This window comes from Rugosimonospora africana (assembly GCF_016862975.1).
Classification (GTDB): Bacteria; Actinomycetota; Actinomycetes; order Mycobacteriales; family Micromonosporaceae; genus Rugosimonospora; species Rugosimonospora africana.
Window position 1 is genome coordinate 1 of the sequence record NZ_BONZ01000131.1, and the last position, 17804, is coordinate 17804.

The 17804-nt window shown below is 69.0% G+C and carries 21 protein-coding genes; 12 read left to right on the forward strand and 9 right to left on the reverse strand.

Annotated features, from left to right (window positions below; genetic code table 11):
- The first annotated feature begins 13 nt into the window (after window positions 1-13).
- The 3 genes from Raf01_RS51160 (at window position 14) to Raf01_RS50765 (ending at window position 1623) form a co-directional block, all read left to right on the forward strand.
- Window positions 14-925 carry an RNA-guided endonuclease InsQ/TnpB family protein gene (locus tag Raf01_RS51160; protein WP_373319795.1) on the forward strand — a complete coding sequence of 304 codons (912 nt, stop codon included), beginning with the start codon at window positions 14-16 and terminating at the stop codon, window positions 923-925.
- A gap of 22 nt (window positions 926-947) precedes the next feature.
- Window positions 948-1361 carry a nuclear transport factor 2 family protein gene (locus Raf01_RS47635; protein ID WP_203924808.1) on the forward strand — a complete coding sequence of 138 codons (414 nt, stop codon included), beginning with the start codon at window positions 948-950 and terminating at the stop codon, window positions 1359-1361.
- Window positions 1362-1497: 136 nt separating this feature from the next.
- Complete coding sequence (locus Raf01_RS50765; protein WP_275413225.1) at window positions 1498-1623, forward strand: hypothetical protein; 126 nt, start codon at window positions 1498-1500, stop codon at window positions 1621-1623.
- Here Raf01_RS50765 and Raf01_RS47640 read toward each other — a convergent pair.
- Window positions 1620-2216, reverse strand: a complete 597-nt coding sequence (locus Raf01_RS47640; RefSeq protein WP_203924809.1) for a DUF7711 family protein — start codon at window positions 2214-2216, stop codon at window positions 1620-1622. The two genes, Raf01_RS50765 and Raf01_RS47640, sit on opposite strands and share 4 nt — an antisense overlap.
- A gap of 171 nt (window positions 2217-2387) precedes the next feature.
- Here Raf01_RS47640 and Raf01_RS47645 point away from each other — a divergent pair, with 171 nt between their 5' ends.
- From Raf01_RS47645 to Raf01_RS47665, 5 genes are all read left to right on the forward strand, one after another.
- Window positions 2388-2687 (forward strand): GNAT family N-acetyltransferase, encoded by a 300-nt coding sequence (locus Raf01_RS47645; protein ID WP_203924810.1) that lies wholly within the window; start codon window positions 2388-2390, stop codon window positions 2685-2687.
- A 182-nt stretch (window positions 2688-2869) separates the two neighbouring features.
- Window positions 2870-3523 (forward strand): TetR/AcrR family transcriptional regulator, encoded by a 654-nt coding sequence (locus tag Raf01_RS47650; RefSeq protein ID WP_203924811.1) that lies wholly within the window; start codon window positions 2870-2872, stop codon window positions 3521-3523.
- Between the two features lie 161 nt (window positions 3524-3684).
- Complete coding sequence (locus Raf01_RS47655) at window positions 3685-4089, forward strand: YybH family protein (protein ID WP_203924812.1); 405 nt, start codon at window positions 3685-3687, stop codon at window positions 4087-4089.
- A 250-nt stretch (window positions 4090-4339) separates the two neighbouring features.
- Entirely contained in the window at window positions 4340-4768 is a 429-nt protein-coding gene (locus Raf01_RS47660; protein ID WP_203924813.1) for an OsmC family protein, read from the forward strand.
- Between the two features lie 255 nt (window positions 4769-5023).
- Window positions 5024-6196, forward strand: a complete 1173-nt coding sequence (locus Raf01_RS47665; protein ID WP_203924814.1) for a low temperature requirement protein A — start codon at window positions 5024-5026, stop codon at window positions 6194-6196.
- A gap of 60 nt (window positions 6197-6256) precedes the next feature.
- Here Raf01_RS47665 and Raf01_RS47670 read toward each other — a convergent pair whose 3' ends face one another.
- Complete coding sequence (locus Raf01_RS47670) at window positions 6257-6931, reverse strand: type 1 glutamine amidotransferase domain-containing protein (protein ID WP_203924815.1); 675 nt, start codon at window positions 6929-6931, stop codon at window positions 6257-6259.
- Between the two features lie 102 nt (window positions 6932-7033).
- Here Raf01_RS47670 and Raf01_RS47675 point away from each other — a divergent pair, with 102 nt between their 5' ends.
- Both Raf01_RS47675 and Raf01_RS47680 read left to right on the forward strand, forming a co-directional pair.
- The gene (locus Raf01_RS47675) at window positions 7034-7531 is read left to right on the forward strand and encodes a CGNR zinc finger domain-containing protein (RefSeq protein WP_203924816.1); all 498 of its coding nucleotides are present in this window, start codon (window positions 7034-7036) and stop codon (window positions 7529-7531) included.
- Window positions 7531-7842: a LysR family transcriptional regulator gene (locus Raf01_RS47680; RefSeq protein ID WP_203924817.1), complete on the forward strand. Its 312-nt coding sequence runs from the start codon at window positions 7531-7533 to the stop codon at window positions 7840-7842. The genes Raf01_RS47675 and Raf01_RS47680 overlap by 1 nt, the downstream gene beginning before the upstream one ends.
- 23 nt (window positions 7843-7865) lie before the next feature.
- On the opposite strand, the gene Raf01_RS47685 is transcribed toward Raf01_RS47680, so the two are convergent.
- Window positions 7866-8636, reverse strand: coding sequence for an SDR family NAD(P)-dependent oxidoreductase (locus tag Raf01_RS47685; protein ID WP_203924818.1), 771 nt, complete (start codon window positions 8634-8636; stop codon window positions 7866-7868).
- A gap of 159 nt (window positions 8637-8795) precedes the next feature.
- Window positions 8796-9404 carry a TetR/AcrR family transcriptional regulator gene (locus Raf01_RS47690; RefSeq protein ID WP_203924819.1) on the reverse strand — a complete coding sequence of 203 codons (609 nt, stop codon included), beginning with the start codon at window positions 9402-9404 and terminating at the stop codon, window positions 8796-8798.
- Between the two features lie 208 nt (window positions 9405-9612).
- Between Raf01_RS47690 and Raf01_RS47695 the strand changes: the two genes are divergently transcribed.
- Window positions 9613-10443 (forward strand): tautomerase family protein, encoded by an 831-nt coding sequence (locus Raf01_RS47695; RefSeq protein WP_203924820.1) that lies wholly within the window; start codon window positions 9613-9615, stop codon window positions 10441-10443.
- 30 nt (window positions 10444-10473) lie between these two features.
- Here Raf01_RS47695 and Raf01_RS47700 read toward each other — a convergent pair whose 3' ends face one another.
- Genes Raf01_RS47700 through Raf01_RS47715 form a run of 4 tightly spaced genes read right to left on the reverse strand, consistent with a single transcriptional unit; the run spans window position 10474 to window position 14574 of the window.
- Complete coding sequence (locus tag Raf01_RS47700) at window positions 10474-11145, reverse strand: response regulator transcription factor (RefSeq protein ID WP_203924821.1); 672 nt, start codon at window positions 11143-11145, stop codon at window positions 10474-10476.
- On the reverse strand, window positions 11133-12383 hold the full coding sequence (locus Raf01_RS47705) for a sensor histidine kinase (RefSeq protein WP_203924822.1): 1251 nt from the start codon (window positions 12381-12383) through the stop codon (window positions 11133-11135). The genes Raf01_RS47700 and Raf01_RS47705 overlap by 13 nt, the downstream gene beginning before the upstream one ends.
- A 47-nt stretch (window positions 12384-12430) precedes the next feature.
- Window positions 12431-13783: an FtsX-like permease family protein gene (locus Raf01_RS47710; RefSeq protein WP_203924823.1), complete on the reverse strand. Its 1353-nt coding sequence runs from the start codon at window positions 13781-13783 to the stop codon at window positions 12431-12433.
- Window positions 13783-14574 (reverse strand): ABC transporter ATP-binding protein, encoded by a 792-nt coding sequence (locus Raf01_RS47715; RefSeq protein WP_203924824.1) that lies wholly within the window; start codon window positions 14572-14574, stop codon window positions 13783-13785. The genes Raf01_RS47710 and Raf01_RS47715 overlap by 1 nt, the downstream gene beginning before the upstream one ends.
- A gap of 325 nt (window positions 14575-14899) precedes the next feature.
- Between Raf01_RS47715 and Raf01_RS47720 the strand changes: the two genes are divergently transcribed.
- Entirely contained in the window at window positions 14900-17563 is a 2664-nt protein-coding gene (locus Raf01_RS47720; protein WP_203924825.1) for a S8 family serine peptidase, read from the forward strand.
- A gap of 90 nt (window positions 17564-17653) precedes the next feature.
- Here the strand turns inward: Raf01_RS47720 and Raf01_RS51165 are convergent, their stop codons facing one another.
- The gene (locus Raf01_RS51165) at window positions 17654-17800 is read right to left on the reverse strand and encodes a QcrA and Rieske domain-containing protein (RefSeq protein WP_203924826.1); all 147 of its coding nucleotides are present in this window, start codon (window positions 17798-17800) and stop codon (window positions 17654-17656) included.
- Window positions 17801-17804 lie beyond the last annotated feature (4 nt).

A 17804-nucleotide genomic window follows, 5' to 3' on the forward strand; every position in this document is an offset into this window, starting at 1 on the left:
TCGGTTGCGGCGGTTGCTGGGTTCGGGTCGTGGTCGGGTGCTGTCCGCGACGGTCAGCCTCCGGGCCGGTCGCTGGGTGGTCGGGTTGACCGTGGAGGCGGCTGATCTACACCCCGCGGTGTGTCACCCGCCCCGCCTGGAGGGTGACACGAGTGGGTGGGTGGGGGTCGACCGTGGGTTGCATGCGTTCGTGGTCGCTGTGACCGCCGACGGTGATCAGGTGGTACGGGAGCAGGATCCTCCGAAACCTTTGTTTCGGGCCGGTGGCCGGTTGCGGCGGTTGCAGCGGGCGGTCAGCCGTAAACAGCGGGGCTCGGGTCATCGACGTGCGGCGGTGGCTCGGCTGGGTCGGGCGCACGCGCACGTGCGTAGTGTTCGACAGCAGTATCTGCACCGGGTTGCTAACACGCTGGTCAAGACTCACGATCGGCTGGTGTTGGAGGACCTGCACATCCGTGGCATGTTGCGTAACCGGCGGCTGGCCGCGGCGATCAGCGACGCCGCTTGGGCGCAGTTCGATCGGATCGTGTGCTACAAGCAGCAGTGGCGCGGCGGCCTGGTCGAGCACGCCGGGCGTTGGTATCCGTCCACCCGCACCTGCAGCCGATGCGCCACGCTTGGCCCGGTGCTGCCGTTGTCGCAGCGAATGTTCAGTTGCGACGGGTGTGGTTACCAGGCCGACCGGGACCACAACGCGGCGATGAATCTCGCAGTCTGGGGCGAGCAGTACCACACCCAGACCCGGGACCCCGAGGTACGAGGCCCGGTCATCAACGCCTCCCGAGGGGCAGGCTCTGACCCACACCCAGGTGTGGGTGAAACCGACCCCAACGACGGAGGAACCCCACCACCACACCCCGGCGGGTGCGGTGGCAGGGACGTCCGAGAAGGACGCTGTCGGACGAGTCAACAAACACGACTTTGAGACGGACCGTAGTGTCGGGCGCATGTCACACCAGAGCCGCGCTATCGTCCAAGACGCCTGGAAAGCATTCGCCAGCCACGACGCTGACCGAATCTCCGCGGTCTTCACTGAGGACGCCGAATGGCTCGCGCCCCGGGGCAACGCTACCGCCACCGCTCTGGAGGCCCCGAGCCACATGGTCGGCAGGATGGCGATCCGGCGTTTCATCGCTGAGGACTTCCCCCGCTTGTTCGCGCGCGACGTCACCGTCACCTTTCACGGGTTCTACGCCGACGGGGCACGGGTGGTCGTGGAAGAGACCATGACAGCGACTCTGGCCAACGGCAACCACTGCTGCCTCATCTTCGAGCTCCAGGACGGACTGATCCATCGGGTACGCGAGTACATGGACACGGGCCGCGGGCACCGCATGATCTTCGGGGAGGCTTCCCGGTAGCCGCCTGTGTCTCGGCCGATGAGCGGTTGGACTCCGTGCGACCGCCCGGAAGCCGGGCTACCGTCTCCGCCCATGGACAGGACGAGACCCCATCACCTGGTCCTTCATCACATACGTGATCGGCTACCGGCGCTCCATGCGCCCACGCGTCACCACGTTGCTCGCCGCCCACGGTCAACACGCCCGCTACCTGCGCCTGACCAGCCGTCGGCAAACCAACCGGTTCCTGCACCAGCTGAGCACCTCCCAGGGCGACCCTTAGTCGCGGTCAACCGCGTCGCGCACGTCCAGGTAGCCGTCGCTGGCTCGCCATAGGGCGTCGGCGACAGGTTCGAGCTTGCCCGGGCTCCAGCGCCGCTCCTCGTACGCCTGAGTGCACGCGCGAAGAGTGCGCAGGCTCACCGTCAGCTCCTCGCACAGCCGCGTCCGCATCTCGTCGGGCGTGGGGGAGGCCAGGCGGACAGACTCACCGCGTCCCTCGCGCAGCGCGGCCACCGTGTCCTCCCTGACTCCGTCCGCCGCGTCCCACATCAGGGCCGGCCGATCGATGCGGTGGTTCCATACCGGAGCGTGCGCAGATCTCCACCAGGGCAGAACCGGGTTCTTGGCCAGGCGGGTGGCGTTGGACCAGTGCCCCGCTCCGGGCGGTTCGGTCCACCAGGCAACCTCGTCGACCGGAAGGTCCACGCAGAGCGCAACCGTGACGGTCTCGAGGTCTCGTGGCGGGCCAAGGATGTCTCCGACGGCCCACAGCTGGGTCACCCGTAGCGGGAAGATCGAGGACGGCCGGGTGATCATTTCCGCGCACGTCTGCGCGAGCGACTCGGCGTGATGCACGGCGCGTGCCCATTTCATGTGACCATCCTGGCCCATGAGGATCGCCGACCAATCGCCAGCCCGCACCGCTGCTGACGGACGCTGGTGTGAGGTGCCCTACCAGGTTTGTAGAGTGGACCATTTGGTCCTATAATAGCTGCGTATCCGAGCTACGCGGGACGAGCCAACACCGATGCGACAGGGACCATCATGACCGGCAACCTCGAGAACGTCGACATCCGCCACGACTCCGACAACAGGAAGTACGACGCCTGGGACGGCGAAGAGGCCGTCGGGGTCGTCGTCTACGAACTCCTTGGCGGCCGCATCACCATCACTCACGCCGCCGTACGGGAATCTCACCGCGGGCAAGGCATTGGCGCCAAGCTCATCGGATCCGCCCTCGATGACCTTCAGGCCACCGGCGGGCCGATACGCGTGACCTGCCCTGTGGTACGCGCTTTCATCGAGCGGAATCCCCGGTACGCGAGCCTGCTCGACCGGCCCTGAGCGCCACTTCTCCCGTCTTCCCGGGCAGAGTCAGGCGCGGGTGGAGCCGCCACCCAGATCGATACGAAACAATCCCAGTACGCGGCTCTCGGCGAATGTCCGCGACGTTGTGCCGTTCGCTAGAGGGACTCGAGAGTCCTTTCCTTCTGGAGATTCCGTGTGTCGCTGGATACGATTGGTTAATGAGCGACGAACAGGAAGCTCCGCCGGCGAAGCGGCGGAGGATCAGTCAGCGGGGCATCGCCACGCGTGAGCGGATCGTCGAGGCGGCGAACCAGCTGATGTTCGTACGCGGAGTCAACGCCACGACCCTCGACGACGTCCGAGAGGCGAGCCAGACGAGTAAGTCTCAGCTCTACCATCACTTCGCCGACAAGCAGGAACTCGTGCGTGCGGTGGTCAAGCATCGCGGCGCTCTGGTCATGGAGCGTGAGCACGGGCGGCTCGAACGACTCAAGTCGTTCTCCGGCCTGGTTCGATGGCGTAACGCGCTGGTCCAGGCCAATGCGCTCCAGAGCGGAGCCTACGGCTGCGGGCTCGGGTCGATGGCCATCGAGTTGTCCGATCAGGATGAACAGGCTCGCTCGATGCTGCTGGAGACGTTCGCGGCCTGGGAGAAGCTGATCAGCGACGGGCTGCACCGGATGCGGCAGAGCGGTGCGTTGGCCCAGGACGCCGATCCCGACAAGCTGGCCACTGGACTGATGGCAGCTCTTCAAGGTGGTTACCTGCTCGCGAACGCCGCGCACGACGTGACGCCGATGGCGGTTGCTCTGGACATGGCGCTGGAACACATCAAGTCGTTCCTCACGGAGCCCAGTAAAACAACCCGCTGATCAGCGCGCCGAGAAGACGCCGCCGATCTGCCGCGGCTGCGGCCGTCGGCGAGCTCTCGGCCTCGCCACCTGACTTCGGCTGAGCGACTTCGCGTTGCTACACTGGACCAATCCGTCCAGTTAAGGCTGGACCGCTCGGCCAACACGAACAGGGAACCGAAATGTCTGAGTCCTATCCACTCCCCACCGAACCCGAAGGCATCGTCGCGTCGCTGCGTGAGCGATTCAACTCCGGCAAGGTCAGCGCAATGATCGCCTTGTACGAGCCGGACGCCGTGTTCGTCTTGAAAGACGGGCGAACCGTCACTGGTCATGCCGAGATCGCTGCCCAACTCGAGCCCGATCTCAAGTACGGCCTGCCGCTGCAGGTCAAGGCGCGCCACGTGTTCGTTGCCGGCGATATCGCCCAGATCGTACTGGACTGGTCAATCGATGGCACAGGTCCCGACGGCGAGCACGTGCACCTCGAAGGCGCGGCAAGCGATGTCGTGCGCCGCGGCGCGGATGGATTCTGGCGGTATGTGATCGACAACAACCTCGGGACGGCGGTGCGACAGCCCGCCTGAACACGTGCCATAGCCCGCGGGCCATGGGCGGTAGGGGCTTGGAGCGGCGATCTCGGCGTGGGGTCGCCGCTCCTGTCCTCACCTAGGTAATTGGACTAAATGGTCCGGCCAAGCTAGCCTGGTCGCGCATCCGTTCATCGGGCCGCCTGGCCGAGACCTGCGGTCGCGACGCCGATGCCCGTCCCCAGTCGCGTAGCTCACGCGTCGCCCATAGAAAGTCGCCCACAGAAACTCGAGGAAGGCCCCTCCGATGGAGACCGATCAGGATCGCGTCGTCGCAAGCGCACGAGCCGTCCTTCCGGCTGCCGGGCGCCGGCATACGGACCTGACTACCCGCGACTTCACGTTCATCGCTGATGAGCCACACAACGGCGCACCGGGCGAGGGTCCGACACCAACGGAGTACCTGTTGATGGCGCTCGCGTCGTGTACCGCCCAAACCCTGCGACAGTACGTTGACTACAAGTTCGACTACGCTGGTGACATCACCGTGGAAATCGACTACCACGAGCCTCGACGGGACGGCGCAGAGCGTTACCTGCAGCGCACGATCACGCTGAGCGAAGATCCCGACCCCGACGACTTGAAGGTGATGCACGACATCGCCGAGCGGTCTCCGGTCACTCTGCTGATCCAGTTCGCTTGGAGCGTACGCACCGAGTTCGTCGGCCCGCACTGACCCGGATGGCGATGGCGCCATGGCGGGAGGCCGTGCGAGCGCCCGCCTCACTCCGGCCGCGGCTGACGCTGATCCACGAGGAGCGCGCGACCGGTCGCTGCCCCCGCCAGTGCGGGGAGCGCCACGGGCGCCCGCGAACCGTCGGCGGCTGAGGGCGAGCGGCTTTCTTCGTTTCTGGCTCGTTATTCGCAGTGATCACCTCTACGAGAGGGAACGCGATGACCACTGTGGACACTTTCGCCGGGCTGATGACCGGTGGATGAATCGGACCGTGCGCCGCGCGTACGCGGGGAAGCCGGCTGGCAGCGGCCCAGCTTCCTGGAGTTGTTCTTCGATCTCGTCTTCGTGTTCGCGTTCAATCAGGTCAGCTTGCGGCTGATCAACGACTTCGGTACCGGGAACCGGCTTCAGATCGACGAGGTCGGCAGGGCCCTCGTGCTGTTCCTGGCGCTGTGGATGCTGTGGCTGTCGACGGCCTTCAGCACCAGCCGCGGACGTCCGGAGTCGACGCCCGGCCAGGTCATGGTGTTCATGGCGATGGCTGGCGCCACAGTGATGGCTGTCGCGGTGGCGAAGGGGTTCGAGGGGCGAGCCTTCGTCTTCGCCGGCGCCTACGTGGCCGCCCGGGTAAGCCGCTTTCTGCTGGCTGTGAGGCTCCGCCAGGCGGAACATGCCCCTGTCTGGGGGTGGTTCTCGGTTGGCTTGAGTGCGGTGCCGTGGGTTCTGGGTGGGTTGGTGGACGACCGACTGTCCCGTGGAGTGCTCTGGGTGGTGGCGCTGGCCCTGGACTACGGCGGGTTCGCACTCACTCACCGGCGAACGGTCGGCGCACCGATCGCGGGCGAGCACCTGGCCGAGCGGTTGCAACAGTTCCTACTGATCGCATTGGGTGAGGCGATCTTCCTGTCCGGCAGGGCGCTGACCAACAGTTCCTTCGGCATTCCACAGGGAGCCGGGTTCGGGCTCGCGTTCGTCGGCATCGCGCTCCTCTGGCGTATCTATTTCTACCGGGCCGGATCTGTCCTGCCGCTGGCCATCAGCCGCGCCCGGGAGCGCACCCGGGAATCCGTGGCGGTCGCCGGGAGTCACCTGCTCATGATCGTCGGGATCGTCCTCTCCGGCGTCGGCTTCGACTTGTACATCGTCGGGCCGCTCACGCAGCCACGACCCGATTTTCTCGTGGCGATCCTCGGTGGGCCCGCGTTGGTCCTCGCCGGGCGGGCACTCTTCGAACGCCAAGTCTTCAGCCGGATCTCCCGCTCACGGCTGGTCGGCCTGCTCGCCTTGGGCCTCTTGGTGCCGGCGGCGTGGTACGTGCCACCGCTGGCCGCCGGTGGTGCTGTCGTCGTCGTACTGGCCGCAATCGCCGTGTGGGACGGGTGGCGCGCTCGTGGCCGGGCACCCGAGCCGCCCGTACCGCCGATCTGACCCATCAGGCTCGACATGATCATGGTCGCGGCGGGGCGGGGCGGGGCGGGGCGGGGCGGGTCACCCTATCGCTGTGAGCAGCGCCTCGCCGACCGCTTCGGCCGAGGCCGGATTCTGACCCGTGATGAGGTTGCCGTCAACGACGACGTGCGAAGTCCAAGCCGCGGCGGTCTCGAACTCGGCGCCGGCCTGACGCAGCCGCGTCTCCAGCAGCCAGGGTGCGTGGTCTGCCAGCTGGGCCATCCGCTCCTCCTCGTCGTTGAACGAGGTCATCCGCCGGCCACGGAACAGCCAGCTGCCGTCGGGCGCGCCGGCCGGAAGGAACGCGGCCAGCCCGTGGCAGAGCGCGGCCACGGCCTTGTCCGGGTCGGGCAGCATGGCGGCCAGCACGCGGGCGATATCCGGATTGACCGCCAGATCCTGCATCGGGCCGTGGCCGCCGGGGATCAGCACGGCGTCGTAGTCGGCTGGATCGACGTCCTCCAGCCGCGCGGGCTTGCTCAGCACCGCGGAGAGCCCGTCGAGGTAACCGCGGATCTCGTCGGTGTCGAGGCTTTTCTGGTCCGGTACCGGCACCAGGCCGCCCGGGGTGGCCACGGTGATGTCGACGCCGGCATCGACGAGCATGCGATGGGGCGTGGCGAACTCCTCGGCCCAGAAGCCGGTCGGGTGCTGGGTGCCATCGGTGCGGGTCCAGACCCGAGCCGAGGACAACACGATGAGTACGGATGTCATGGCTTTCTCCATTCAGGTTTGTGACAACCGTATGAGCTTCGGACCTAACCGGTTATGCCGTTTGGAGATATCTGTGATCCGCGTTCGGGGTACCCTTGTGACGTGGATCCGGCGTGTGAGGCGAGCGACCTGCTTGTCGACTTCATGAACACCCGCCCGATCGACGGCGCCCGTGACACGCTGCACGATTGGCTCGCGCGGCGGGCGGGCGAGCCGATCGACCGGGCCGACGCGGCCGCGGGTGAGGAGTTCCGGGCCCACCTGCTCGTGCTGCTCGACGCATCCTCGTCGACCGTGGCCGCAACGTCATACCTGAACCGGATGGCCGCCCGCTACCCGCTGGTAACGGTCATCAGCGAGGAAGGCGGCCGGCTGAGGCCGGCTCAGGGCGGAGTGTTCGGGGTGTTCGGCGCGCTGCTGGCCGCGATCACCGACCTGACGTACCGAGGCGCCTGGGCTCGAGTGAAGGTGTGCCAGAACCTCGGCTGCCACCGCGCGTTCTTCGACAAGACCCGCAACATGTCCGGGTTGTACTGCGGTCCAGCCTGCAGCGCCCAGGCGTCGACCCGGGCGTACCGCAACCGGCAGAAGGTGGCCTGATGGACCTGCGGCACCTCAGCACGTTCGTCGCGGTGGCCGAGGAGGGCAGCTTCTCCCGGGCCGCCGACCGCCTCCGCATCGCCCAGTCGGCCGTCTCCCGGACGATCCGTGACCTGGAGCGTGACCTCGGCCGGCAACTCTTCGACCGAAGCACTCACCACGTCGCGCTCACCCAGGCCGGCCATGAACTGCTCGACAGCGCCCGAGCCGCCCTGACAGCGGTCGACACGCTGCGCGTGGCCGCCGAGGACGCCGGCGAGTGCATCCGCTGCCCACGCGACGGGCAGAAGAAGGGCACAGAGGACACCTGATCCGTGCGCACCCACATCCGCGATTACCAGTCCAGCGGCGCGGCGAGGAACGGGGCGTCGTCGGGCGCCGTCTTGCGCGCTGCCAACGTGGTCGTGGCTGTCCGGCCGACGGGGATCCGGAATGGTGCCGTGCCGCCCTCGTCGATCGTCGCGGCCACCGCGTCGGCGACCTCCTCCACCGACACGGGTGCGGACCGGAACGGCCCAAGCTTGTCCAGCAGGGGTCGGTAGGGGCTGCCCTCGTCGAGGTACACCTTGGCTAGCTCCGCACCGCCGGAGCTCACCGCGGGCGGCTGCACCACGTGCACGGACACGCCGAAGTGGCCGGCCTCGATGGCGATGGTCTCCGCGAATGCCTCCAGCGCGTGCTTGGTCGCGCCGTAGGCGCCGATCAGCGGAATGACCAGCCGGCCCTGGATGCTCGACATGAAGATCAGCTGCCCGGATCCCCGCTCGCGCATCTGCGGGAGTACGGCCTGGGCCACCCGCAGCGCCCCGAACGCGTTCAGCTCGAACAACTCGCGCAGCGCGTCGAGGGGGATCGACTCGAGCGGCGCCCGTACGGTCGTGCCGGCGTTGCTGAGCAGCACGTCGACACGCCCCGCCCGGGCGACCGCGGCCTCCACCGAGTCCTGGTCGGTCACGTCGAGCCGCAGTTTCATCGCGGCCGGAACGTCGTCGAGGGCGGACAGGTCGCGGGCCGTCGCGATGACCTCGTGGCCACTCGCGGCCAGGGCGATCGCGGTGCCCCTGCCGATGCCGCGCGACGTTCCGGTGATCAGTACTCGTGCCATGAAATGTGGATCCCTTCCTGTCGGGGGTCAGCCCCGGTGGAGAGACCGCCAGCGGCGTCGAGCCGGCGGGGTCGCCGTTCTCCGTGAAAACATCTAAGTATGATGGCATGCATAGTATCTTGACGCGCGTCGAGGACCAGCCGCCCTCAGCGGCGGAACTCAGGAGTTGCGGCGCGAGACCTTCGGCGATCCGCCGGCCGCGAGACTGACCAGCGCGGCCCGGACCGCGTCGAAGGGGGTCGGGCTGTGCAGGGCGCGGGCGGTGACCATCGCACCTTCGACGCCGGCGATCACCGCGTCGGCCAGGACGCGTGCGGCCTCCTGGTCGATGCCCAGGACGATGAAGTGGAACGCGAGCCGGTCGATCATTTGCGCGAACGTGCGGCGGCTCGTCTCGCCCACGTCGGCGGACTCCCGGGCGGCTCCGTCGACCACGAGCGGCGCGATTCCGCAGCCCCGGGCATAGTCGCTGGCCACCATGCCTTCACGGCCCAGGTCCACGTAGCGCTCGATGAGTTCGGCGGCGGAGCCGGCCCGTTCGGCGGCCGCGTCGATGATGACGACCTGGTCGTGGGCGTGTGCCTCGGCCGCCGCCATCGCCAACTGCGCCTTGCCGCCGGGGAAGTGGAAGTACACAGAGCCTCGTGGCGCCTCGCTGAGCTTGAGCACGTCGGAAAAGGCCGTCGCCTCGTAGCCCCGCTGCCGGATCAGCTGCTTGGCCGCCTCCACCATCCTCTGCCTGGCATCCGACCGACGAACCACAGCCACCCCGCCTTTCCTCGTTGAGGCCCACGCACCACTGAAGTATGTATGCTGGTCGGCATAGTCGCAAGCATGACGCGAAGCTCAAGATCCGGAGTACCAGACCAGTACCCGGGCAGGTCCTTCACTTTCTCGGACTGCCGCCTGGAACGCGCCCGGCTCGACATGATTGACAGGACGCCGCCCAGGCCACCGGCCACAGAGAGGAGCGCAGATGCCCTTCGTCGACATCTCGCTGGCCCGCGGTAAGTCGGACGAGTATCTCGCCGCCGTCTCGCAGTCGGTGCACGATGCGCTGGTCGCCGAGTTGCACATGAAACCCGATGAGAACTTCCAGCTCATCCACCAGTACGACCCGGGCGAGATGGTCTTCGATCGTGGCTTCCGCGGCGGCCCGCGCTCCGATGACTGGATCGTGTTCAGGATCACCGACGGTCTGGACCGTGGCGAGCGGACCAAGCGCAGGTTCTACCAGACGCTGGTCCGCCTGCTCGAAGAACGTCCCGGTGTCCGTCCCGCCGACGTGTCCGTGATCATGACCGTGATCCCGCCGGAAAACTTCTCCTTCGCCGGCGGAGTGATCGGCACCGACGCCCTGGCCGCCGAGTCGCTCGAAGCGGCGGCAAAGGCCCCAGGCACGCGTGATACGTACACCAGGGCCGAAATGACGTACGCCGTCACCCAACTGTTCCAGAACCGCGACCGAAGCCGCATCCTGCCGATACTGCGCGACGACGTCGTCCTCGCCGTGCCGACCACGCTGCCCTACGGCGGCGAGTTCACCGGCCCCGCGGCCTTCGACGACTTCTTCTCGAAGATTCCGGGCGGCGGCGCCGTCTGGAAGTCGTTCGAGAGCGTCGTCGATGACGTCATCGCGGCCGAGGATCACATCATCGCCCGGCTTACCAACACGGCCGTACTCAAGGCGACCGGCAAGACGGTGGTCTTCCAGAACCTCTGGTTCTTCGGGGTCGCGGCCGGCCGCATCACCGGCGCGCAGCTCTACGCGGACACCGCCGCCACGACCGGCGACGCCTCCGGTTGATCGAAATCCCGCTCGACGTGGGCGTGCGGGTCAGCCGGCGTTGAGCCAGGCGAGGACGGCGAGGACGCGGCGGTTGTCGTCCGGGGCGGGTGGGAGGTCGAGCTTGGTGAAGATGTTGTTGATGTGCTTGCCGACGGCCTTCTCGGTGACCGCGAGGCGGTCAGCGATCGCGGCGTTGGAGCGGCCTTCGGCCATCAGGGTGAGTACGTCGCGCTCGCGCGGCGTGAGCCGATCGAGCGGGCGGTCGCGGCGGCTGACGAGCCCGGCGACGACTTGGGGATCGAGGACGGTGCCGCCGCCGGCGACCTGGCGGACGGCTGCGACGAATGCGTCGATGTCGGCGACGCGGTCCTTGAGCAGGTAGCCGACGGCGCCCTCTCCGGAGGCGAGCAGGTCGCGGGCGTAGAGCGGTTCGACCCACTGGCTGAGCACGAGAACGGGGAGCCCGGGGCGGGTCGCGCGGGCCGCGATCGCCGCCTCGAGCCCCTCGGTGGCGTGCGTGGGAGGGAGGCGTACGTCGACGATCGCCACGTCGACGTCGTCGCGGGTGAGCGCGGTCGCCAGGGCTGCGGCATCCTCGACGGCTTCGACGACGACGATGCCGCTGGCCTGGAGGATGCGGGTCAGGCCGACCCGCAGGAGTGCCTGGTCCTCCGCCACGATCGCCCGGAGCGTGATCCCGGATTCGGCTATGTCGGGCATGGGATTTCTAGAGTCACGACGGTGGGGCCGCCGGGCGGGCTGTCGACGGTGAGCGTGCCGTCGAAGGCGGCCAGCCGCCGGGCGATGCCGGTCAGTCCGGAGCCGGTCGGGTCGGCGCCGCCGTGGCCGTCGTCGCCGACGGCGAGCCGCAGGCGGGTGCCGTCATAGGAGCCGCGTACGTAGGCGCGGGTGGCTGCGGAGTGCTTGACGGTGTTGGTCAGGCATTCGGCGACAGCGAAGTAGGCGGCCGACTCGACGGGGTCGGGGAGCCGTTCGGTGACGGTCACCGACACGGTGACCGGGACCGGGATCGGCAGCGCGAGCGCCTCGATCGCGCCGGCGAGGCCGCGGTCGGCGAGCACGGGCGGGTGGATGCCGCGCACGACCGAGCGCAGGTCGTCGAGCGCGTCGAGCGTGGTCTGGCGGGCTTCGTCGAGCAGGGCCGTGGCGGCGTCGGGGTTGCTCCTGACGAGCTTGCCGGCGAGGCCGACGGTCATCCCGACCGCCGCCATGCGGGCTTGCGCGCCGTCGTGGAGGTCGCGTTCGATGCGGCGGATCTCGGCGGCAGACAGGTCGAGCGTCTCGCTGCGCGACTCGGTCACCTGCTCGACCCGGCGCTCAAGCTCGGCCAGGCGCGACCCGCCGAGGATCGCCCGCTCCGCCAATGCTCGGGCGCGCACCAGCGGCGGAGTGATGATCCACCACACGAGCAGGGCGAGCCCGCCGGCGCCGAGCAGTAGCACCGACAGCCAGCCGGGGTCGACGATCGACGCGACGACGTACGGGACCGGGGCGGCCAGCAGCACCGGCGGCAGGAGCGACATGGCGAGCCCGCCGGTACCGGAGAACCACACGAAGGCGACGTCGCGCCAGCGGGCGCCGTCGCGCAGCCAGCGTACGGGCCGGCCGAGCAGGCCGCGGTCGGACGTGTCGGCGTAACGGGCCGGGATCTCGGCGCCGAGCAGGGCACCGCTGACCCGCCGGTGCACACCGGCGAGTGCGGCGGCTGCCGGCACGGCGGCCAGGGCGAGGGGGAAGCCGACGCTGATCAGCCCGAGCGGTACGGACAGGACGAGCACGATCGCCAGGGCCAGTGCCGGGGCGGCGGCCAGCGCGTACCCGGCCGACAGAAGCGTCAGCCGGAGCCGGCCTACCACCGCGTGCGTGTCGATCGGACCCGGCCGGACGCTCGCGATCGGGGCGAGCAGGCGCACCGGGCGCTCGGTTGCGGGCGTCACGCGGACCGTGCCAGCTCGGGCCGGGCGACGGCGGCCGGTTGCCGGCGTCACGCGGACCGCGCCAGCTCGGGCCGGGCGACCCGGCGCACCGCGCCGCGGGCCGCTCCGAGCGTGAGGCCGATGACGCCGGCCACCAGCAGAGGCGGCAGCCAGAGCTGACCATCGGGCACGACCCCTTCGCCGCGGGCGATCCCGAACGGGACGATCGTGGCGAGCGAGGCGATCAGCCCGAGCGCCACACCGACCGCGGCGACCACGGCCGCCTCCGCCATGATGGATCGCTCGACCTGGGTTGGTGTGGCCCCGAGAAGCCACAGGCGGCGCAGCTCGGCGCGCCGGTGAGCGATCGCCGCGGTGAAGGCGTTGATCACCATGATCGCGGCGAACAGGCTGAGCATGCCGACGACGACGTTGTTGAGCAGCGTGATGGTGCCGCCGTCGTCCGACGCGCCGGCGGGCAGCGTGCGCCCGTCCGTGCCGACCGCCATCAGCGTGCCGACCGCCGAGGACGTGAGCACGATTACCGGGCCGAGCACGCCGGCCAGCAGGTGCGCCCGGCGGGACGTGTTGTAGCGCGCGAGGTGTGCCTCGGCGCTGCGCCGCCCGAGTACCGGCCGGAGGGCGAACGATCCCCAGCGCAGCAGCACCGGCGCCAGCAGGGCGAGGCCGACGCCGACCAGGATCGAGTTGGAACCCGACGTCGCCATCGCGTCGTACGGGTCGTCGGAGTTCTTCGTCACGGTGACGGTGACGATCGCCATCGACACGCCGTAGGCGATCAAGCCGACCGCGCCGGCCACCCGCCACCAGCGCATCCGGCCGGCGTCGGCGCGTTCCTCGCCGGGCGTGACCGAGGCCGGGCCCCGGGTGGCGCGCCGGCCGGCGATCCCGGCCGCGACGAGGCACACGAGCAGCACGCCGCCCACTGTGATCCCCAGCGACACCACCCCGCCATCGTAGTCGGCGTGGTCGATCAGACCGCTCGACTCGACCGCCGCGAGCAGGGCGCGTCCGGTGACGGAAGCGACCAGCGCGCCGGCAAGCGAGGCGGCCAGGCACACCGCGAGCGTCTCGGCGCGCACGAGCCGGCGGGCCTGCCGGGCGGTGGCGCCGATCGTGCGCAGCAGCCCGATCTCGGCGTCACGCTGGGTCACGGTGATGCCGACGGTCGACGCCACGGAGAACAGCACGATCAGGGCACCCCATCCGCCGACCACAGCACCCATGATGGTCAGCGTCTCGGCGTCGGCGGACGAGATCGGGCCGGTGGCCGTCTCGACCAGCGTGGCGAACGAGCCGATCACCGCGGTGCCGAGGAGCACGGCCACGAAGGTGGCCGTGAACGCGGTCAGGCGGTGCCGCAGCGAGCGCAGCGCCAGCTTCGTCGTGTAGCCGCCCATCAGACCGTCACCGCCTCGTGCGGCACCAGCTCGTCGAGGCGTGCCATCTGGCCGGCCACGGCCTCGGCGGTGGGGCGGTCCATCCGGCCGGCCAGGCGCCCGTCGACCAGGAACACCACCGTGTCGGCGAACGCCGCCGCGACCGGATCGTGGGTGACCATCACGACCGTCTGGCCGAGCGCGTCCACACACGCCCGCAGGAGCGCAAGCACCGAACCGGCCGTGCGTGAGTCGAGCGCTCCGGTCGGCTCATCGGCCAGGACCACGGCCGGATCGGTGACCAGCGCCCGGGCGATCGCCACGCGCTGCTGCTGGCCGCCCGACAGCGCGGCCGGCAAGTTGCGGGCCCGATCGGCGAGGCCGACGTGCTCCAGCAGGGCCGCGACCCGAGCCCGGTTGGGACGCCCCCCGGCGAGCCGCACCGGCAACTCGACGTTCTGGACCGCCGTCAAATACGGCATCAGATGGAACGCCTGGAAGACGAACCCGACCCGCTCGCGGCGCAGCCGGGTGCGGGCCTCCTCGTCCCAATCGGTGACGTCCTCACCCTCGATGAGCACCCGGCCCGACGTGGGCGGCTCCAGCCCGGCGGCGAGTGTCAGGAACGTCGACTTGCCCGACCCCGACGGGCCCATCACGGCGGTGAACGTGCCGCGCGGGAAGGCCAGGTCGACGCCCGCCAGCGCGGCCACCGCGCCGGCGCCCTCGCCGTAGGTGCGGGTCAGCGCGCGCACCTCGAGCGCGTTCGTGGTCGGCGCCGCCGGCGGCGCCGGTAGTGGCAGACGGGTCATCGGGTGCCTCCTGAACTCGAACGACAAGCGTCACCACCGACGGTATGGAGCCCTCCTCGCCCGGTCGATGGGCGCAAGCTGCGTCTGCGAGGTGGGCCTAACCCCACCACCTTCGGGCCGGGATTCCCCACCTGAGGCGAAGGCGAACGATTCGAGCCAGTGCTTGCGTGGCAGTGGGTGCACGCAGACCCGGAGCAAGGCGTTTGGCAATGCGTTTGGCAATGCGCCGGGCAGAAGCTGGCGGAGGAATTGAGTCCTCTCACTCACCGACTGATTTTCGTAGTTGAATACGCGTTGTCTTCCGACAGAAAGGCAGCTACGAGGAATGAGTTTCCTCCGTTCATCCAGAAGCCGCTGGCGTCTGGGACTCGCAACGGCCGCGGCGATCGCCGCGGTTTCTTTTGGCACGCCAGCGGTCGCGGCTCCCGGCGAGGGGCAGATCCTCCAAGCCGGTGGCGCCACCGCCGTCGCTGACTCGTACATCGTGGTACTCAAAGACACCGCGGTGACGCCGGCCGATGTGGCCAGCAAGACTCATGGTCTGGCTTCCCGGTACGGCGGATCGGTGGCGCGGACTTACCAGCACGCGCTGCGCGGCTTCGAGGCGCGGCTGTCGGCGAAGGCGGCCAAGCGCTTGGCCGCCGACCCGTCGGTGCGCTACGTCGAGCAGAACCACACCGTACGGGTCGCCAGTGCCCAGAATTCTCCGCCGTCATGGGGCCTGGACCGCATCGACCAGCGCAGCCTGCCACTGAACAACGGGTACACGTACTACCGCACCTCGGGCGTACGCGCCTACGTCATCGACACCGGAATACGGTTCAGTCACGTCGATTTCGGCGGGCGCGCCGTATCCGGGTTCGACGCCATCGATGGCGGTACGGCCGACGACTGCAACGGGCACGGCACCCACGTAGCCGGCACGATCGGCGGCGCCACCTACGGAGTCGCCAAGGGCGTGACCCTGGTCGCCGTCCGGGTGTTGGACTGCGGGGGCACCGGCACCTATGCGCAGATCATCTCGGGCGTCGACTGGGTCACCGCCGACCACCAGCCGGGTCAACCGGCGGTGGCGAACATGAGCCTGGCCGGCATTTTCGACCAGGCGGTCAACGACGCGGTGAGCGCCTCGATCGCTGACGGCATCACCTACGGCGTCGCGGCCGCCAACTTCTCCGACGATGCCTGCCAGTATTCGCCGGCCAGTACCCCGGATGCGATCACCGTGGGAGCCACCACCAGCACCGATGAGATGGCCGACTACTCCAGCTACGGCACGTGCGTGGACATCTTCGCCCCGGGTACCTCGATCACGTCCGCGTATTACACCGGCGATACCGCGACCTACACCGCCAGCGGCACGTCCATGGCGACCCCGCACGTCGTGGGCGCGGCCGCGCTCGTACTCGGCGCCCACCCGTCGTACACCCCACAGCAGGTCCGCGACACGCTGGTCAACGACGCCACCACCGGCGTGCTGACCGGACTCGGGGACGGCTCGCCCAACAAGCTGCTCTACGTCGGCGGCATCCCGTCGCCCACGCAGGACTTCTCCATCGCGGTGAGCCCGAACAACCGCGCGGTCGACGTGGGCGGCTCGCTCACCGCCACGGTCAGCACCACGACCACGGTCGGCGGCCCGCAGCAGGTGCGCCTTACCGCCAGCGGTCTGCCCCTCGGGGCGACGGCGAGTTTCAGCCCGTCATCGCTCAGCTCCGGCGCCTCGTCAACGCTGACGATCGACACCACCGGCACCACCACCCCGGGCGTCTACCACCTCACCATCACCGGCGCCGGCGGCGTGACCACTCAGATCGCGTCGTACACGTTGACGGTCCTCGGGCCGCCCGGCTGCCGGCAGGGCAACGGCACGGCGGTGGCGATCCCCGACAACAGCACCGCGGTGGACAGCTCGACCACCATCTCGGGTTGTCCGGGTAACGCCAGTTCGGGTAGCACCGTCGAGGTGCATTTCACGCACGCCTTCATCGGCGACTTGATCGTGAACCTGGTCGCCCCGGATGGAACGACCTACCCGCTGCAGAACCAGACCGGCGGCGCGAATACCCACCTTGACGAGACGTTCGTCGTCAACCTTTCCAGCGAGGTGGCCAACGGCACCTGGAAGCTGCGGGCGCAGGACGTCATTCCGGACTCCGTCGGCTCGATCGACAGCTGGGCTCTCAATCTCAAGGGCACGGTGTCGGACTGCGCGGGCACCAGCGGTACAGACGTGGCGATCCCCGACCCCGGTACGGTGGAAAGCTCGATCACCATGTCGGGGTGCGCGGGTAATGCCAGTGCGGCCAGCGCGGTGGAGGTGCACATCGTGCACCCCTACATCAAGGAGCTGGTCGTGACCCTGGTCGCACCGGACGGGAGCACCTATACCCTGCACAATCTCGCCGCCCGTGGCGGTGGCAACGTCTGGACCAACCTCGACACCGCGTACACCGTCGATCTGTCCGGCGTGGTCCGTAACGGTACCTGGAAGCTTCGGGTGCAGGACACGGATGCCGGCGCTTCTGGCTACATCAACAGTTGGACGTTGAGCCTCGGCGACCCGCCGACGCCATGGTGGACGGTCGTGGACAACTCGTCGCCCGGATTTACGGCCAGCACCAACTGGGGCACATCGTCGAGCTTGACCCAGGCGTACGGATCCGGCTACCGGACCGCTGCCCCACAGGCGGTCTCTGACCCCGCGTGGTACTCGGCGAATCTTCCGGCGACCGGGACGTATCAGGTGGAGGTGTGGTACCCGGCGCTCGGCGCCTACGGCGTCAACGCGGCTACGCCATACCTGATCGTGACCCCGTCGGGTAACCAGACTGTGGCTGTCAACCAGCGATCCGACGGCGGGTCGTGGGTGAATCTGGGCACGTTCCCGATGACCGGCGGGGCGCACAACGTGGTCGGTGTGTCGCGCTGGGCCAGCGGCACCGGCAGCGTCATCGCCGATGCCGTCCGCGTCACCAGGATCTCCTGAGCGGCCGTACCGGCTCGTGGCCGCGAGCTGCGAGCCGGTACGCCCGGACGTGATGCCCCGACCGTCGCAGAGGCGGTCCGCGACATCTTCCTATGAGGCCGTTTTGACCTGTCCATCCACGACGGTCACCGCGATCGGTGCCAGTGGCCCGGTGGCTGGGCCGCCGGTGACGCCGCCGCTGGAGTCATACGTGGCACCGTGGCACGGGCATTGGAACCCGTTGCCGTCCCATCGCACCGGG

What these genes read in the sequence shown, in the direction of transcription:
- Raf01_RS47635 (WP_203924808.1), top strand. Translation starts at nt 948, where the DNA reads ATGTCACACCAGAGCCGCGCTATCGTCCAAGACGCCTGGAAAGCATTC.
- Raf01_RS50765 (WP_275413225.1), top strand. Translation starts at nt 1,498, where the DNA reads ATGCGCCCACGCGTCACCACGTTGCTCGCCGCCCACGGTCAACACGCC.
- Raf01_RS47640 (WP_203924809.1), bottom strand. Translation starts at nt 2,216, where the DNA reads ATGAAATGGGCACGCGCCGTGCATCACGCCGAGTCGCTCGCGCAGACG.
- Raf01_RS47645 (WP_203924810.1), top strand. Translation starts at nt 2,388, where the DNA reads ATGACCGGCAACCTCGAGAACGTCGACATCCGCCACGACTCCGACAAC.
- Raf01_RS47650 (WP_203924811.1), top strand. Translation starts at nt 2,870, where the DNA reads ATGAGCGACGAACAGGAAGCTCCGCCGGCGAAGCGGCGGAGGATCAGT.
- Raf01_RS47655 (WP_203924812.1), top strand. Translation starts at nt 3,685, where the DNA reads ATGTCTGAGTCCTATCCACTCCCCACCGAACCCGAAGGCATCGTCGCG.
- Raf01_RS47660 (WP_203924813.1), top strand. Translation starts at nt 4,340, where the DNA reads ATGGAGACCGATCAGGATCGCGTCGTCGCAAGCGCACGAGCCGTCCTT.
- Raf01_RS47670 (WP_203924815.1), bottom strand. Translation starts at nt 6,931, where the DNA reads ATGACATCCGTACTCATCGTGTTGTCCTCGGCTCGGGTCTGGACCCGC.
- Raf01_RS47680 (WP_203924817.1), top strand. Translation starts at nt 7,531, where the DNA reads ATGGACCTGCGGCACCTCAGCACGTTCGTCGCGGTGGCCGAGGAGGGC.
- Raf01_RS47685 (WP_203924818.1), bottom strand. Translation starts at nt 8,636, where the DNA reads ATGGCACGAGTACTGATCACCGGAACGTCGCGCGGCATCGGCAGGGGC.
- Raf01_RS47695 (WP_203924820.1), top strand. Translation starts at nt 9,613, where the DNA reads ATGCCCTTCGTCGACATCTCGCTGGCCCGCGGTAAGTCGGACGAGTAT.
- Raf01_RS47700 (WP_203924821.1), bottom strand. Translation starts at nt 11,145, where the DNA reads ATGCCCGACATAGCCGAATCCGGGATCACGCTCCGGGCGATCGTGGCG.
- Raf01_RS47710 (WP_203924823.1), bottom strand. Translation starts at nt 13,783, where the DNA reads ATGGGCGGCTACACGACGAAGCTGGCGCTGCGCTCGCTGCGGCACCGC.
- Raf01_RS47715 (WP_203924824.1), bottom strand. Translation starts at nt 14,574, where the DNA reads ATGACCCGTCTGCCACTACCGGCGCCGCCGGCGGCGCCGACCACGAAC.
- Raf01_RS47720 (WP_203924825.1), top strand. Translation starts at nt 14,900, where the DNA reads ATGAGTTTCCTCCGTTCATCCAGAAGCCGCTGGCGTCTGGGACTCGCA.